We start from the raw sequence: 15,841 nt of genomic DNA, 5'->3' as shown, positions 1-15,841 counted from the left end.
CGCGTGTCACGGAGAACGGCTGGGACGTGTCGCCAGTACAGCTGGACAACACGCTCTGTGTCGTTTGACTAGCGGAAGCTTCCAAGTTGTTCATCGACCGGAACGGTGCCATCGACAATAACGTCACCCGTGTGTGCGGTGGTCACCGTTTCGATCAGGACAATCTCCACTACCTCATCTGCGATCGGATTATGCTGCACGCCTCGGGGCACGACGTAGAACTGCCCAGGTTCGAGCACAACCTCCTGGTCGTCGGGGAGCTGAATGCGAAGCCGGCCCGATACGACCAGGAACATTTCGTCCTCGGCATCGTGGGCGTGCCACACCAGCTCACCGAGCAGTTTGGCTACTTTGACGTATTGGTCGTTGACCCGACCGACAACTCGAGGTGTCCAATAGGTTTGAACCTGAGCAAGCTCGGCAGCGATATTGATTCCGTGAAGACTCGTCATGGGAATATTCTAGGCCGCAGAAACGATCGTTTCTGTGGCCTTGGCGGTTGCCGAGAAGGATCAGGGAAACCGGCTCGTCAACAACCGGGTTGTGGCAAAAACCCTTGCCGGTGAGCGTGACGTTGGTTAGCTGTCAGTCGTGTTGTCTTCGCGGGAGCGCAAATGCATTCGCCCGCGTATCGCGGCCATCGCCAGGTACAGGCGACCCCCGTCGCTTTCGAGATAGCTTCTCTTGAGCGCTCGTCTGGCCCGATGATAGAGCATGGCCTCTCCCGTTGGGGTCATCTGGAGTTCAGCCGCTGATTCACGGTTTGACTTTCCTTCCAGAATGCGAGAAGTTAGCACCTGGCGGTGTCTCTCTGAGAGCCCGGCAAAGGCCTCGGTGAGGTCGAAATCTAGATCTCGTCCAAAGTCGGCGTGGTCAGGCACATGGTCGATAACGACACGCTCGACATTATCAATCGTGCGCATCCGTGCGCGGTGTCGAAGCTCGCTAAAGGAAGCGTTACGAACGGTGGAGCGAAGGTAGAGAGAGAAAGAATCGGTCGGGCCGCCACCCTTGCGAATTGCCTCAAGTACCCTGGAGAATGAATCGCTCGCGATCTCCTCGGCATCATTTGGGTGCGGACCGGTGCGGCGAGCAAGTCGAATAGCCATTTCGTAATGACGGTGATGCAAAATAGCAGCCGCTTCGGAATCGCCTGACCGGAATCGTTCAACGAGCTCGGTATCGCTCACGCTTCCGTCGGCCTGTGTTCGTTCCATTAGAGAATTATCTACCTTCTTTATTGTCCGGGCCAAATAATTGATAGTTGCGAAGTTGAGGGCGCGGGGTGTTAGTCAGACGAGGGAATGGTTTGTGTCGCGGTAAACGTGAGCCCCGACAATATAACGCTGCCCTGCATCGCAGTGTTATCTAACGCGGGGAGTTCTTCGTCTGGCCAGGAGATTGTTGTCGAAACTCGAATTTGCTGGGTTCCGGGTGACGCCGTGAACACCGCCTCACTGCGTCCGTTGACAGCGATAGCGGCTGACTTCAGCAGACGGGTCGCGAGGGCCACGTCTTCTGGCTTTCCTGGATTTGCTGGGCTGATAGATGTCGGGTCGAGGGTTATTTCCCCGTGCAGGTTGTCGCCTTTTGCAGTGAGATCAACTGTGGTTTCGTACAGAAGAATGTCGCCGGGCGCAACACGGTATTCGTCAAGGTTGATGGTCTCGCCTGTGCTGTTCGACCATTTCCCCGGCTCCGGAGCAGAAAGACTCAGGTCGCCGGCACTGATGGTTGCCGCGAGGGAAGCGAACGCTCCGCTGTTCCAAGCGGCAAGCGTGCCACCGCCCCCAATGAGGAGGGCGGTGCCCGTGGCTGTTGCGATGAGGCTTTTGGTGAGCTTATTCATGGCGTAATTGAGACCTCCCATAGGCGCAATTTGGACTCGGTGATTTTGCCTTTCTGCGATCTACCGCAGCTCTCACGAGGGTGATTGCTGCGTACAGAAACAGCCCACCGGCAATGAAGGGGATGAGGAGCGCACGGGTGTCGCCGTTGAGCGCGTTTTGAACCCAGCCGAGGGCGGGAACAGCGTAGATGAGTTTTCCCTTCAGCTGAACCTCCCTCACCGGTTGGACATCTGGTGAGGGATTATGATCACCCTGTGTCTGAAAGACATGCTCACCGGAAGAATTCACCGCGTTCTCGACGACGCGATGTGTGACGACCGCTTGTTGCCCGGATTTCAGTTGAAAGGTAATCACGTCTCCCACCCGGATTTCATCCGCAGGAGTTGGCCGCACCACCACGAGGGTTCCAGGTGGGTAGGTTGGTTCCATCGACGAGGTGAGAACCGCGAGGGGAGTGGCTCCGATTATTGCGGGGATGGCTATCGTGGCACCCGCAACGAGCAGTAGCCCAACCAATATCAGCATTCCGATGGCGCTCCCTGCAAACCTAAGCGACTTGTTGGCGAGGCCGCCGGGCGACCTATCCGTTGCGGAGGTGGTGTGAGTGGACATCAATCGTTCGTTCCCTTTGGGTAGTCAGACAGAGGAGCCGGGGCGGGGATGATTATCCCCGCCCAGCGCGGATTAGGCTTGGGTCGCCGTGATAGCGAAGTCTGCAAGCGAGACATTGCCGAGTTTTGCGAGGTTGTCAGCTGCGGGGGTTCCCGATGGCCAGGTGATGGTGACAGTGACTCCAACAGACTGAGGCGTGCCGGTTGCCGTGAACGTGCTTCCCGCTGAGCCGTTGACCGTAAAGGTTGCGGAGTCGGTGAGAAGGGCTGCGAGCTCCGTATCGGAGACGCCCGCTGTAGCTGGTGCGATCGAGGCAGTGCCAATTTCGATGGTGCCCGTCAGGTTGTCACCAATTGCGGCAACATCGACCGTTGTGTTGTAGGTAAGGGTGTCGCCCGGAACCGCACGGAAGTTGGCGATATCGATACCCTGGCCGTTCTGGTCGGTCCACGTGCCGGCGCTTGAATTTGACAACGAGAGCGTACCTGCCGTGATTGAGCCGGTGGATCCTGCATCAATGGTGTCGTTCCAGAAGGCGAGGGTTCCTGCCCCTCCCATGAGAAGAGCAATTCCGGTTGTGACGGCGAGGGTGCTTTTGGTCAGCTTGTTCATGTGGGTTTCCTTTGTTTGTGGTGAAGGTGAAGCGGTCTTCTTGTGTGCTTCATTGAAGAGACGCGAAACGTATGCATCCATAACGCCCGTCTCAAGTTTTTTTGTGGTTCATGAGGGTTTGATCAGGCGAAGCCGGCGCCGCAGGCAATGCTGGTGCCCGTGGTGACGGCGGTCATGCCGCTGTAGAGCACATTCCCCTGGGGATCAACAACCCGAATGTCTAGCGTCGCGTCCCCTGCAAGGAACATTGAACGGGTCAGCCCATAACTGGTCACTGTGAGGGTTGGCGTCGTGTAAGCGTTTGTCCATGGACCCGCACCAACCTTGTTCTGTATCGTGTAGGCCCGTGTGTGCGATGCTGAGTTGAACAGGAAGTTGATGTTCGCCCCGGCTGCTGAACAGGTGAGTGGGTCTCGAGTCAGGGTGAACTGCTGGGACGCGTCGCCAGTACAGGTGGACAACGCGCTCTGGGTCGTATCGACCACCGTGAGACAGAGCTTGGTATCGGCATTGAGCAGCTGATAGCTCGTCGGGGTGGCCTGCTCGATCCGCCAGTTCGCGGAGGAACTTCCGGTAGCGGCAAGCACGCTCGTATTCGCGGATTGCCCGATGGAAATCTCCGCAGAAGTCCTCGGACGAATCCCTGATTGACCGTTCTGCAGGGGATAGATTTCAAAACGCTGGTTTGCTTGCAGTCCACAAGTCCAAAGCTGAACGGCGGTTCCTGCGGATGCGGCTGAACTATAAACGTCCAAGCATTGACTCGGTCGGCTGACAGATCTGACCTCGAACCAGTTGTTCTGGTTCCCCACCATAGGAACAGAAGCAAGTGGGAAGAACCCCTGTGTGGTGAACGTTGCCGATGCTGGTGCAACCGCCAACCATGAGCTCACGCGGAGCTGAGCGGTTGCGGTCATCGTCATGTTCTGGGAGCCTGAGGCGCTTGCAAGCGAATCGGGGTCGCCGGCGGTCGAGTTCACGCAGTAGGTCAGTGAGGTTCCCGGCTCAAGCGTTGTCGGTGCTGGGACTGGGAACGAGGCCCAGGTCCCTTGTGCAGCGCTCGCAGGTACGGGGTTGTTGGTACATTCCTGAACAGAGAAAGCCGGCCACACACGTACGGCAATCCCGGCAGCATTTCCGCCCGTCGCAGACACGCTGAGGCTGGACGTACCCGCGATTGCACCGGTGTTTGTCACGGTGAAACCACCGCGTTGGTCGCTACTGTTTCGTTGAAACGTAGTGCTCAGCCCGTCGAACCCCGACTGTGCGATTGACACGGTTGGAGTTGTGACGGCACTGCTAGCCGCAGCTGTTGCCGACCAAGAGGCAACCGCTGGCGCCGCGCTCAACGCTACGAGAAACGCTGCTACAGCCGCGATACAGGAGGTCAGCTTGGTGCGGCGACTGATTTGAGGCATATTGCGAGTACGAGTGGTGGTCATCTCATCGTGCTTTCTGTGATCCAGTTACGGTGGCTGTGAACGAAGCGGACTGGCCGCTCAACGCGACCGGCGTCGCCTCGTCGAGCATGAGTTCGAGGCAAACAACGATCGATTCGCCTGGGTCTACGTCGGCGAACTCGGAGGCAGCAAATCCGTCCAGCGTGTCCGCTGCTCCTGCAAGCCCTGGGACACAGGTGGTTGCGCTCGGCACGGGAGTGACGCGTGCTGTGAAGTGGTCGTTGATTGCGGCCGACGTGCTCACGGCGATCGTTGTTGTGAGACCCATCGGTGTGGTTCCGATGTTTTCGACAGTGACCGGAGCAACCTGAGGAGCGCCAGGGAGGACCGAGAACTCATCAAGGGTGACCGTGCTCGCTCCATTCAGCGTCAGGTCAAGGGACCCGGCCGTGAGTGTTGCACCCGGAATCGTTTGGCTCGCCGAAAGCGCAGCAAGGGTTCCGCCTGCTGAGGCAAGACCGAGCACAGTGGCTCCGCCGATCACGCCGCAAGCAACAAGCAGTTGTGTCGTCCTTCTGCGAGCACCGGTGTGAATGTTCGTCATGATTGTTTCTCCTTTTGCCCCGGTAGCGGGGTATTCAGTACAGAGATGACGAGGAGAGAATTTCATAACGTTCTCGAGAAAATAACGTTTGCGTGGGCCTTTGGCCGACGCCGATGAGAGGGCCGCAGGGGGTCGAATTGATCGATCCTCGCTCGGAACCGGCCTATCGAGGGGCCAACACATCAGGGCCGGTTCGGATGCGACAGGTCACGACTGGTCAGCGTTCTTGTGCAAAAAGCATTCCGCTGGGCGACGTGAGCAGTTGATGTTCGTTGGAGGGTTGGGCGCCGCGTTACGACGCTCGGCTGGCGCCAGGATTCGGTTGCATGCAATCCGTTGTGTTTACTCAAGCCTCGCAGGCGTGATCTGTGTGGTGTGTCCGATGGGCGGCTTGAACCATAGCTCACCCATCGGACACTGCTCTCGATTGTCGCTAGCGTTGTGTGGAGCGTCGTCGAAGCACAAGGGCGAGCGCCCCTGCGGCCGCGAGACCGAGTGCCCACAGCAGGGACGAGAAGGTGTCGGCGCCAGTCACGGTGAGCGTATTGCCAGCCGTGTTTCCGGTGGATGCTGTGGTTGCCAACGGAGCGGAAGCATCCTTTGGACTGGTCGGGTCGGCCGGAGTTGTGGCGGGTTCTGCCACGACATAGATAGTCACCGTCGAGAGGTGTCCAGCTGCCCCATAGGTTGCACTGGTGGGGGAGGGACGGCCAGCGTCGAGTACGTAGCCTACTGGCATGCCGGGCAGCCCGGTCAGGTCCCAAACGGAGTCGAGTTCGCCGTCCTGAGAGATCTGGCCAACTGTGGTTGGTTCGCCGGTCACCGCATCGTTCGCAACGTAGTTGACACGAATCGAATACGGGTCGTTTGCGAGGTAGAGCGACTCTCGATATGAGAATGTGTACGTCTGAGCGGGTGCAAGAGTCACGGACGGTGTGCTGTAGTAGACGGCCGAGTCGACGCCCGTTGCCAGTACCTCGTCACGAGTGTGCCCCGCCGTATTGGTCACGAGCCCGTCTGTGATGAACTCCGTAAGCAACGGTCCTGACCCGGCGCCCCACCTACCAGCCCACATATCTTGGATGCCATCAACGGGTTGCAGAGACAACTCCATTGCGTCGTCGCGCAGGGTTGCCCCGCCCTGGCCGTCGGAGACAAGTGCGACAGAATCGTTGCCGTTGAGCTCGGTATCAATCATTTGGTTGAAGGCAGAGGTGATGGGGGCTGCCGATACGTTCTCGATGGTCACGGTATGCAGGATCGTTCCGTCGTCATCGACCGTGCGAACTTCGCTTCGCTTGATGGTGTCATTGTACAAATCGGAGTTTGTGACACCACGCGACGTGGTGCCCATCGTGAGGGGCTGAGTTCTGTCAATGTTTGCGACCTCATACTCTTGCCCGAAGAAGGCAGACGAGTTTCCGGTGCCGTTCGAATAGACATAGGAGTACTGCCCGCCGTTAAGCGTGTAGGCGCCGCCCATGGTATTGATTCCGGTCGTATTTGCGGTTGTTGACGCGAACCGGAACGATTGAGTTGCACCACCTCGAACGAAGCTTACTGAAGGCTCGAGTGCCGCGTTACCCGCTGCATCGAGCACTCGCAGGGCAGTGTTCGCGGTGACGTCGATCGAACTGAGCTGGTTGTTTGACACGTCGAGTCCGGAGAGGTTCGTGAGGCCTGCGATGCCGTCGAGGCTCGTGAGTTTGTTGCCAGAAATGGTCAGGCTTGTGAGCGCGCTCAGGTTCGAGATTCCTGCGAGACTCGTGATCTGATTGTCCCGCACTGAGAGACCCGTGAGGTTTGGCAACGCAGTGAGTCCGTCGAAGTTTTGGAGCTGTGCTCCATCAACGGTGAGAGCCTGCAGTTGAGACATTCCGGAAAGCGCGTTGAGGCTTGTGACCGGGTTGTTGAGCAGGTGGAGGCTCGTCAATTGTGTCAGATTCGCAATGCCGTCGAGGTTGGAGATTCCCCGATCCGCTCCGGATAACGATTGAATCTTGCCAAGATCGCTGAGCACCGCATTATCCGGCGCGACGCCGAGACGTGCGAGCGCCTCTTGGACTAACGTGCGAAGCGCGGCATCGTGGAACATTACATCCCATTCCACGGGAGCGGCGAGCTCGGCTGCAGTCAGGCCGGTCACCGCAGTCGTAGCGGCGGATTGCCCCTCGCCACCGGCCCCGTCGGTGGGTGAAATCTGTTCGATTCCTTGGCCGGAGCTGTTGCTTGGGTCGGTCTGTTCGTTCGTGGCCGATGCGGCCCCGCCGACACCAGCGACCAGCAACCAAGCCAGTGAGAGTGAGACGGCGATGGGCACCCCTTGCCGCGATAGTCGAGTCATGTTGTCTTTTGCCATGAAGTTCTTTCCCTCAGTTAATTGCGAGCGCAGTGCAATACACCTGAGACCGGTGGTCAGGTGTTTGCAGCAGCGATTGCAGGCTTGCGGCGCCGAAGCGTCTGCGCGTCACATGTGACATGTGTTGCGTAGCGATTGCGGCGCCATCAGGCCTGTTTCTGGTCCCTACAACCAGCCCCTATGTTTGCTTCGTAGCCGCAGTCTCATGACCCGGCTACCGTATTGGTTAACCTTCTTGAGGTTCAAGAATCCAGCATCGGAATGGCGATCATTCCGCTCGAGATTCTCCCCGGACAACCTCATGTTCATTAAAGATCAGATTGTGGCCGCAACCCACGAATGCCCCGGATGTACGTATGAATACCGTGAGCGATACGTGATGGATACGCGGCGCCTACGTGCTCGTCGGCCTTGTCTGCTGTGTCAGTCGCCCATTCTAGGAAGACGTGGTCCTCGTGAGTCTGAGGGCATCCCGAACGGGACGCGGCCCTGCGACCTGAAACAGCCTGCCTGAGTTATACGCGTCGATCGCAGGCAACACACCATTGCTGCGTAGACGAATGGCAGGACTACTTATCTCCTCGTCGTTTTGTTACGTATCTGGGCTGAGGGATCGCCAGATCTGGGTAGTCATGCCTCACCATTGAGATAAGCCCATGAGCTCCGCAACCACTACGGTCGGCGGAATGCGCTGGGTGCAGGCGTCGGCGTGAGATGTTTCTGCGGGTCAGTCATCCGTGACGGTCTCGCTTCGTGCTGGCTTCTGCGCGCGGCTTCGTCGCGTGGTTGAGCGGTATCCCTGTACAGCGAGATCACCGATGTTGTCCGTTGATTCAACGTTGAGGTTCCTGTCCCTTTGGGCTTCAACGGCTGGTGGCGCCCACCAGAGAGAGCGTGTGAGCCAGCGTTTGCTGCCTCGCACGCTCTCTTGTGTTTTGCCGGGTATCGACCAAGAACGAAGACGAAGGGGCGGTGAGTGTGGAGCGCCAGAGCGCTGGCCGGCTGCCAATCGTTACCATGACATATCAACACACAACGTTTGCAAGATCTCCGCGTCTCGGCGATCAGGCTGGGGCTCAGGTTTGTAGCCCTTTGCCGCTACGTACGTGGCGTTCGGTTCTACTCAGCTCAACGGCTTGCCCTACTGATGTCTCGCGGATAGCGAGAGTCCGGGTGTGTTCAACGCTTACGTTTAAGAGCGCCCAGACGGACGATACGTGCGTCTCGGCGTCGCTGAGACGAGTTTCTTCTCGCACCGCTGAGAAGTTCTCCACTCGCGTCAGTAACGAATAGCTTGTCCCTTAGGCCCTTGTGATACACCCCTAACCAAGGATTAGCCGCTGGACGCTATTCGATGTGCAGCAGAGTCGCTCGATGTCATCATCGCTCTGCAGCAGAAGGCTTCGGCCTTGGGCCCTGGTTCATGCGACCCCCCTTACATGCGCCAGGGCCCCAAATCTTCTTTTGTATTCTCTCGATTAGTTTTGGTTCATGAAGGACACCGCTAATGGCTACATCGTTCTGCGAAATCAACCTCATTGCGCACACGCTAAATCCGAGTAGTCTTTGTCACATCGGGACCACCTCGTGAGGAAGCGGGCACCAGTGATCGTTGGACGTGAGGAAAGTCTTGGGCAAGCCATAGAGTTTGTTCGGGCCGGTATCAGCGTGGACGTTGTGGGGGCCCGCGGAAGCGGACGGAGTACCTTCCTGAAAGCGCTTCGGCTTCGGCTAGAAGACGACGATTGGTCTGTTGTCACTATTCGGGGGATTGCGTCGTTGCGTCAGCACCCACTCGCCGCTCTTCATCTCTCTGGAATCGGCGGCGAGAATCGTTCCGTCAGTAGCCTGCAGGACACCGCTTCAGCATTGAGGCAGCGATTGGAAGGGCCTCGATCGATCATCGTTCTTGACGATTGGGACGACCTGGATGAGTCATCATGGGGTGTTACCGAATCGAGCCGTCGAACACTTGGTGTACCCGTGATCTTGTCTCGCCTTCAAGGGCTTCGCGCCAGGCATACGCCAAGCGGATTACGAGCATCCACGCTTGAACCGGCGTACGTGATCGATATGGCTCCGCTTCGGTTTGAGGACATGGAACGGGCACTATCGAGTTACCTTGATGCTCCAATTGAAGCAAGCACAGTGAGCCGTATATACGGTGAGACCGGTGGGAATATTGGTCTCGCGGTGAATCTTGTTGACGCAACACTCCGTGATGGAAGTCTTGAACGTCGACGCGGGAAGCTGTTGGCAACACGAGAACTGTGGAGTATGAGCTTGCGAGCCGTTCTCGAGAGCTATCTTGAAGGGCTCAACGAGAGCACTCGGGATGCCCTTGAGATTATTGCCATAGCGGGGTTTGCCTCGCTGTCCACCGTTCGGAAACTTGTTGACTGGGAGACGCTTGAGCTCTTGCAAGAGCGGTCGCTTGTTGCCATCATCCAACGGGGGCAATCCCAGTTGGTGACCGTTACCCCGCCCATGCTTGTTGAGTATTTTAGACACGAACCACTCAGTGTCCGCCGGATTCGCTTGACTGAGCTGATCAGGGAGAAACTTGGGACGGCCGAATCTGAACAGGGTGTGTTCCACGATCAACAACTGCAGATTGAACGTTCGTCTGAGCGAGACGCAATATTCGTTCGCCTGCTGCATGAGCGCGTGCGTGCGCTGCGTCTGGTTACCGCGACAGAATGGGAGAATTCCCCCATTCCGTCAAACGCAATGCGGTACATTGAGGCGCTGAGTCAAACGATTTCTCCGGCGACGCGTGCAATCGTAGAACGCGTGTTTTCGAGTACTGACCGCGCTGCTGAAGACCTGTTCAATCAGGCCATGATGATCAACCTTGAGTGCCGTTGGATAGCATATGTTGACCAAGATCTCGATGCGGCCCTGCTCTGCGCACGCGGCAGCCGTGAAGGGCTCGGTGTATTCGGCCGAATCCTTGACGCGACTGAGGTCGAGATTCGATTCAGCATGGGCAATTTACCGCCTGACTTCTCAGAACTCATCGAGGTGACGGATGATCTTCCTGATTCGGTAAAGATCAAGCTCCTCCAGGTCCAGCTCTTTGTGCTGGTGGCAACGGCTCGCTTCGGAGACGCCCAGCGCGTGTATTCCGAGTTGGAACAGCTCACCGAGCCTGCGACGGGACCGCGCGCGCTGTTCGCCGCGACGTTTCTGGGGCAGGGCGACTACACGAGGTGTTCGGAGCTGCTCATCCGAGGCCTTGATGAGGCCAACAGCTATCTTGATATTGAGGGCCTCAGAGTATTTGGTGCTGGCTCGATGGTGGCACGGGTACAGGTCGGGGAAACCAGCGATCTTGACAGCCTCGTGGATTCCATTCTCGCGGTCGGTGTTCCAACGCCGTTTCCCGCCGGTAACCAGCTGGCGCTGTTGTCGGTCGGGGCGCTGACCGCAATCCGTAACGGACACATTGCCACGGGGGAGCAGCGCCTTGCCGATGTCGAGCGTCTTGCCCAAAGCGACGGGCCCCTCCCTGGGCAGTCGAGGGCTTGGGCGCAGGCTCAGCTTCTTGTGTTTAACGGTCAACCGGCGGAGGCCGCAACACTCATCCGGGACGCGTCAATCGATCTCTGGGCTCGACAGGCTCGATTCGCTGCGCTGTCTGGGCTTCTCGCTGCCGTTGAGATCGACCCAACACAGGATCGAGTTCGTGAAGCCAGGTCGTATCTTGCTCAGGTGGAAGGAGAAACGGCCTTTCGCGCTCAGCTTGAATACTTCGAAGCTACGTTGGACGCTGACCTGGAAGGCATGCTCGAAGCGGCAGCTGCGTTTCAATTGTCCGGTCGAATTGGTGCGGCCATACGAGCCCTTCAACAGGTCAAGACTGTTGCCGGGCAACAAGGACGGACCGATGTGGCGCTTTCTGCCACAACGAGGATTGCGGGCATACGTGAGGCGTTTGGGAACGAACGTGTCGACCTGGCTCGGTCAAACACCGGATCTGTTGCGCTCACCGACCGAGAACGCGAAGTTGCACAAATGGCTGTGGCCGGCCGCTCAAATCAAGAGATTGCGGCACGCCTTGTCCTGAGCGTTCGGACCGTGGAAACGCATATGCACAGAATCATGCGCAAACTCGATGTAAGTAGGAGGCAGGATATTCGGTCCCACCTCCTCAACCGATAGGCGAAGACCTCGCCTCGTTCCGGCGAGGCCAGCCGAGCCAGGGCATCCAACGTTTCGCTGCGTTCCACGCTGTGCTTCCCCGATGGGCGACTGGCCCGTCAGCGAGGCTCAGGCTCTCCGACGCCAAAGAATGAGGGCCAGGCCGGCACCCATGATCGGGAACAGGAGGAGTGCAAGCCAGCCGCCGTTGACCCCTGTCTGGGTGAGCAGGCCGGTGGGCGAGTTGACGGTGACCTTTGCGGTGTCGGAAGACTCCTCGGCTGACCCAGACGGTTGCGCGACAACCACGTTCATCAGCGAGGCAGTGACATGCTGCTGCGTAAAGACGGTGGTTGCAGATTCTCCTGGGGAGAGAGGGCCAACGGTTGCAGATTCGTTGAGTGCCGCGTCTTGAATTTCAACCGCGTCGACAGGAACATTACCGTGATTTGTCACCGTTATTTGCCAAAAGACCGTTGTGCCTGAGTCAACCGTCAGCGTTTCGCTCCATGGGCCGTCCTGCGAGTCCGAAACGCGTTTTTCAACCGCTACACCCGTCGTGGTGCCGAAGTACCAGGAGGTGTCGGATGCGGCAAGCGGAGTCCCTCCAGCGGGGTTCGGGGCTTCGGCCACAACCGTATTCTGATACTGCCCTTCGACCGCTTTGCCCGTGGATTCAAGGGTGACTGATTCGCCGGGGTTGAGCAGCGCGATAGCATCCTCGAAGACAAGCTCTCCTGACGCTGTTGTGTCCGTAACTTGAACATCAGCGAGGGGCAGTTGTCCCGTGTTCGTGACCGTGTACTCCCAGCGAACGTCACTGCCGTGTGGGAGCTTTGGCCCTGGGGCGGTTGTCACATCCTGACCGTTTGTTGTTTTGAATACGGTGAGTCCGGCAACACCCGCGTTGTACCAGGACTCGTCAGTTGCCGGCTCAGGCTGTTCGTTGAACGGTATTCCGTTGGGGTCGATTGCGGTTGCGGTAGCCGTTGCTACGTTGTGATATTGGCCAACGATTGCGGTATCGGATGCCTGAAAAACACGGGTGTCGCCGGGAAGCAACGGCCCCGTCTCTGGTGTTGACGGTGTCAGCGTTCCCGTTGTGCCGTCACCGTTGGTGTACGAGTCGGTGACGCTGATTCCTTCGAGGGGAGCGTTTCCAGTGTTGTGCAACTCGTAGGTCCACGTCACCGTGCTTCCCGACGCTACGATGGCACCCGGCGCAGCGCCGTACACCACGCCGTTGGTCTTCTTGACCAGGGTGAAGGAGGGCTCGGCCGCAACGCTCATGACCGCATCATTCGAGGCAAACGCTGAAGGCGAGCCGGAGTACGTGGCGAGCGCTTGAACATTATTGCTGACCTGCGAACTCGCGTTGGAGTCCTGCGGAATTGTTGTGGGCACCTGAATGAGGAGGTTCTCTTCTGACGCGAGGAGCGGTGCCGTGATTCGGAAGGCCGTTGCGCCAGCGGGGTTCGGAGACCAGGTGCCGCTTGTGGCGTCAGTTGCATCGGTCGAGTACTCGACCTGGAGGCCGGCCGGGAGTCCCGTAATCGGGCCGGCAAGCGTTGTGTCAAATTGGGATTGCCTGTCGTCGCCACGCTGGGGGAGCCGGTCAAAGAAGACGGCATCCGTGACCTCATTGGGGAGAATGTTTCGGATCTGAATTTGCCAATAGGCTGTTGACCCACTTGAGACAACTGAGATTGGTGCCCAGGTATCTGTTTCGCCCGTCGCGCTCGAGGTTTTTGAGATGAGGAGTCCGCCAGCTGCCGTGAGCACGCTACTGCCAAGTGCCCGTGCGATTGACGTGCGATCCGGGTCGAAGTCGTGGGTGTCATCCCGGAAGTACGAGGCGTCACCGCGCGCTGGAACGCCTGCAAACGCCGGGTCGTTGCTGAATGCCCAGCTCTCAACCGGAAGTGTTGGGTTCCCCGGGATATAGGCGTTTGCGAGCGCAATGACAGGGACGTTGTATCGGTAGCCATCCGTCCCAATAAATAGGTCACTTGGGCCCCCAACCGGACGCATTGATGGCAGCTCCGCAAACGTGAGAGTCACCACCTGCTGCGGTCCATCTGGTCCTGCAATCATCTCCGTGGTGAGGGTGACGCCGTCGCCAAGTGGCGGAATTGGTTGTCCTGTTCCTCGCACGGTTGCCGCGTAGGGTGTTACTCCAACGGTTTCGTCGTAGAGGATTCCGGTGGGAAGGACAACCTTGAGCACGGCGCCGTTGTGTGAGGCGTTGGTGTTCTGATTCACGATTCCTGCCACGTAGGTGCCGGCGCCGTTGACCTGCAGTGACGTCGGGGCGGTGAGATTTGTGGTGACATTTGCCGAGTTAAGAAAGGTCACCGCATAGGAGTTGGTGACCGGCGCAATCGTCCCGCCTCCGCTCATCACGGCAGACGCTTGGGCTGTATTCCGAATTGCGGCCGTTGACGTTGAGCCGTCAATGTAGGAAGCGTACATGGACGTGTAGTTCGCGGTCATGAGCACCTGCGCGCCGCTTGGCGCCGGTTCTCCTGCCGTGCCAAGGACAACGCGCCACCCCGTGATGACCGTTCCGACCGGGATGTCTTCTTGTATCCAGGCGGCGAACTCTTTGTACCGTGTAGAACCCGTGTTATTGAACACGATGCTTTGGGCTCCAGCTCCACTGAGGAACACCGTTGGAGTTCCCGTGCCGTCAAGCCCAGCACCAACCTGCTTCCACGGTGCGTCTGTCGTTGGGGCGTTGAGATCAGCGTAGGTGTATTCGACAACAAACGGAGTGTTTGCTGTCTGCAACGCGGGGTTTGGTTGAATCGCGAGTCGTCTGATTTCGGTATGGCCCCAGAACGCTTGGTTACCAAGCGACCTTGCGGAGTCCTCTACCGTCCAATTTATGAGCGTTTGCCCAGACCCGCCATCGCTGTACGAAGCGGAAACGGTGTAGTTGTTTTGAAAGTTACCGGAGATTGCGCTGTTTTGGCCTGCTTTGATGACGCTGAAGACGGGGTTGCCCGTTGATTCGTTCATGACAGGGCCCTGAGCAGATGCCAGTCGGCGTTCTGGGACGTCGTTGAGTCGCCAGGCAGTAGGATCGCTCGCATTTCCGCCAACTGGAAGTACCTCAAGACCAACTGTATTAACCGGTGGTCGGCTGCCGTTGGGGAATGTCGCGCCTTCGGGATATTCAACGATGATGAAAATCGTGTCAAAGGTTCCCGAAATCCCGATCGAACTGGGGCCGTAGTTGGAGGTGTTTGTCCAGGTCGCTTGCCACGGTGCCGTTGTGACGTCGCCCGGCGTGGCTGTAACGTTCCATGAACCTTGACCGGTGGAGATCTGACGAAGAATTGTTCCAGCCGGGAACTCATCGGTGAGTCGCTGTGCGGCGGAGGTAAAGGTGTTGGTTGTTGCCGTGTAGTCATCGGTGAAGACGTTGAAGTAGTAGGTGACGAGACGGTTATTTGATCCGCCGAGCGTGGTAGCTGTCTTTGCTGGTGAGTAATTGTAATTGCCGGTGACCTGGGTGACGACGGTTGAAGGTTCCGGAGTCACTCCATTGGCCGACGTCGACCCGCTCAGTGTGCTGGAGTATACGGTGGCGTCACTCTTGAGGGCACGGTTGGTCGGTATTGTCGAAAACGAAAATGAGCTCAGCGCGTTGGACAGGTCCCTCATCACGATTGTGACGGTTCGTGTGCCAGCTGCGTAGCTGGCGGATGCAACTGGTGAACTTGGACTCGTGTCTATCGAGGTGGGGTCAAATGACAACCCAGCGGCAAGGACGGCCGTCAGCGTCACGCCAGTGAGTGGTGCGCCCGTGTTTGCCTCGGCTCGGAGCGTCACATCGTAGACAACGGATTCGCTGACTGGAACCGTGGTTGGGCCTGTCATCTCAATTGTGTAGTCGCCAGTTGCGGCGTGTGCGGTGACGCGGGGGAGGAGCACGAGCAGCAGCGAGACGATCAGCCCGACGACAACCGCCCTGTGGAACGTGCGCCGACCGTTTGTGTGAGCGAGTGTTGAACTCTGCAGATGAATCGCAAAAATAGACATGAACTTCCCCCCAAGTCACGTGATGTTTAGAACCCCGAGCAGATGTTAAAGGTTTAGCATGTGGATCCACTGAGAGCCAGCAAAATGCGCCAACGTGATTGTCGCCAGGTTGGGCGCCAGACCACTGCCTTGCCGACTTCCTCCACTGGGCCGCCAACGGGACGGGATCCGTACTCAGTGGCTGGTGACTGCCCCTGACAGCAGCTGACTCTCC

Annotated in this window: 10 protein-coding genes; 1 reads left to right on the top strand and 9 read right to left on the bottom strand. The window is 58.2% G+C overall.

The window, feature by feature from the left end; genetic code table 11:
* Positions 1-68 precede the first annotated feature (68 nt).
* The 8 genes from FHX76_RS04240 to FHX76_RS04205 form a co-directional block, all read right to left on the bottom strand.
* On the bottom strand, positions 69-452 hold the full coding sequence (locus FHX76_RS04240; RefSeq protein WP_167148230.1) for a cupin domain-containing protein: 384 nt from the start codon (positions 450-452) through the stop codon (positions 69-71).
* A 126-nt stretch (positions 453-578) separates the two neighbouring features.
* The gene (locus tag FHX76_RS04235; RefSeq protein ID WP_167148228.1) at positions 579-1,217 is read right to left on the bottom strand and encodes an RNA polymerase sigma factor; all 639 of its coding nucleotides are present in this window, start codon (positions 1,215-1,217) and stop codon (positions 579-581) included.
* Between the two features lie 71 nt (positions 1,218-1,288).
* Complete coding sequence (locus FHX76_RS04230) at positions 1,289-1,849, bottom strand: alternate-type signal peptide domain-containing protein (RefSeq protein ID WP_167148226.1); 561 nt, start codon at positions 1,847-1,849, stop codon at positions 1,289-1,291.
* Entirely contained in the window at positions 1,842-2,375 is a 534-nt protein-coding gene (locus FHX76_RS04225) for a signal peptidase I (RefSeq protein WP_243848660.1), read from the bottom strand. The genes FHX76_RS04230 and FHX76_RS04225 overlap by 8 nt, the downstream gene beginning before the upstream one ends.
* Positions 2,376-2,534: 159 nt before the next feature.
* A complete protein-coding gene (locus FHX76_RS04220; RefSeq protein WP_167148222.1) occupies positions 2,535-3,074 on the bottom strand; it encodes an alternate-type signal peptide domain-containing protein in 540 nt (179 codons plus the stop codon).
* 122 nt (positions 3,075-3,196) lie between these two features.
* On the bottom strand, positions 3,197-4,516 hold the full coding sequence (locus FHX76_RS04215; RefSeq protein ID WP_167148220.1) for an RICIN domain-containing protein: 1,320 nt from the start codon (positions 4,514-4,516) through the stop codon (positions 3,197-3,199).
* Position 4,517: 1 nt separating this feature from the next.
* Positions 4,518-5,078 (bottom strand): hypothetical protein, encoded by a 561-nt coding sequence (locus FHX76_RS04210; RefSeq protein WP_167148218.1) that lies wholly within the window; start codon positions 5,076-5,078, stop codon positions 4,518-4,520.
* A gap of 433 nt (positions 5,079-5,511) precedes the next feature.
* On the bottom strand, positions 5,512-7,437 hold the full coding sequence (locus FHX76_RS04205; protein WP_167148216.1) for a leucine-rich repeat domain-containing protein: 1,926 nt from the start codon (positions 7,435-7,437) through the stop codon (positions 5,512-5,514).
* A gap of 1,605 nt (positions 7,438-9,042) precedes the next feature.
* Here FHX76_RS04205 and FHX76_RS16650 point away from each other — a divergent pair.
* A complete protein-coding gene (locus FHX76_RS16650) occupies positions 9,043-11,601 on the top strand; it encodes a LuxR C-terminal-related transcriptional regulator (RefSeq protein ID WP_167148214.1) in 2,559 nt (852 codons plus the stop codon).
* A gap of 108 nt (positions 11,602-11,709) precedes the next feature.
* On the opposite strand, the gene FHX76_RS04195 is transcribed toward FHX76_RS16650, so the two are convergent.
* Positions 11,710-15,627 carry a DUF7507 domain-containing protein gene (locus FHX76_RS04195; RefSeq protein WP_167148212.1) on the bottom strand — a complete coding sequence of 1,306 codons (3,918 nt, stop codon included), beginning with the start codon at positions 15,625-15,627 and terminating at the stop codon, positions 11,710-11,712.
* Between the last annotated feature and the right edge of the window lie 214 nt (positions 15,628-15,841).

Source organism: Lysinibacter cavernae (genome assembly GCF_011758565.1).
Taxonomy (GTDB): domain Bacteria; phylum Actinomycetota; class Actinomycetes; order Actinomycetales; family Microbacteriaceae; genus Lysinibacter; species Lysinibacter cavernae.
Note: the sequence above shows the minus strand (reverse complement) of the source record. Positions and strands in the feature narration are given on the sequence as shown.

Bases quoted from the DNA above. Each gene is read 5' to 3' on its own strand.
- FHX76_RS04230 (WP_167148226.1), bottom strand. From the start codon at position 1,849: ATGAATAAGCTCACCAAAAGCCTCATCGCAACAGCCACGGGCACCGCC.
- FHX76_RS04240 (WP_167148230.1), bottom strand. From the start codon at position 452: ATGACGAGTCTTCACGGAATCAATATCGCTGCCGAGCTTGCTCAGGTT.
- FHX76_RS04215 (WP_167148220.1), bottom strand. From the start codon at position 4,516: ATGACCACCACTCGTACTCGCAATATGCCTCAAATCAGTCGCCGCACC.
- FHX76_RS04220 (WP_167148222.1), bottom strand. From the start codon at position 3,074: ATGAACAAGCTGACCAAAAGCACCCTCGCCGTCACAACCGGAATTGCT.
- FHX76_RS04235 (WP_167148228.1), bottom strand. From the start codon at position 1,217: ATGGAACGAACACAGGCCGACGGAAGCGTGAGCGATACCGAGCTCGTT.
- FHX76_RS04210 (WP_167148218.1), bottom strand. From the start codon at position 5,078: ATGACGAACATTCACACCGGTGCTCGCAGAAGGACGACACAACTGCTT.
- FHX76_RS04225 (WP_243848660.1), bottom strand. From the start codon at position 2,375: ATGCTGATATTGGTTGGGCTACTGCTCGTTGCGGGTGCCACGATAGCC.
- FHX76_RS04195 (WP_167148212.1), bottom strand. From the start codon at position 15,627: ATGTCTATTTTTGCGATTCATCTGCAGAGTTCAACACTCGCTCACACA.
- FHX76_RS04205 (WP_167148216.1), bottom strand. From the start codon at position 7,437: ATGGCAAAAGACAACATGACTCGACTATCGCGGCAAGGGGTGCCCATC.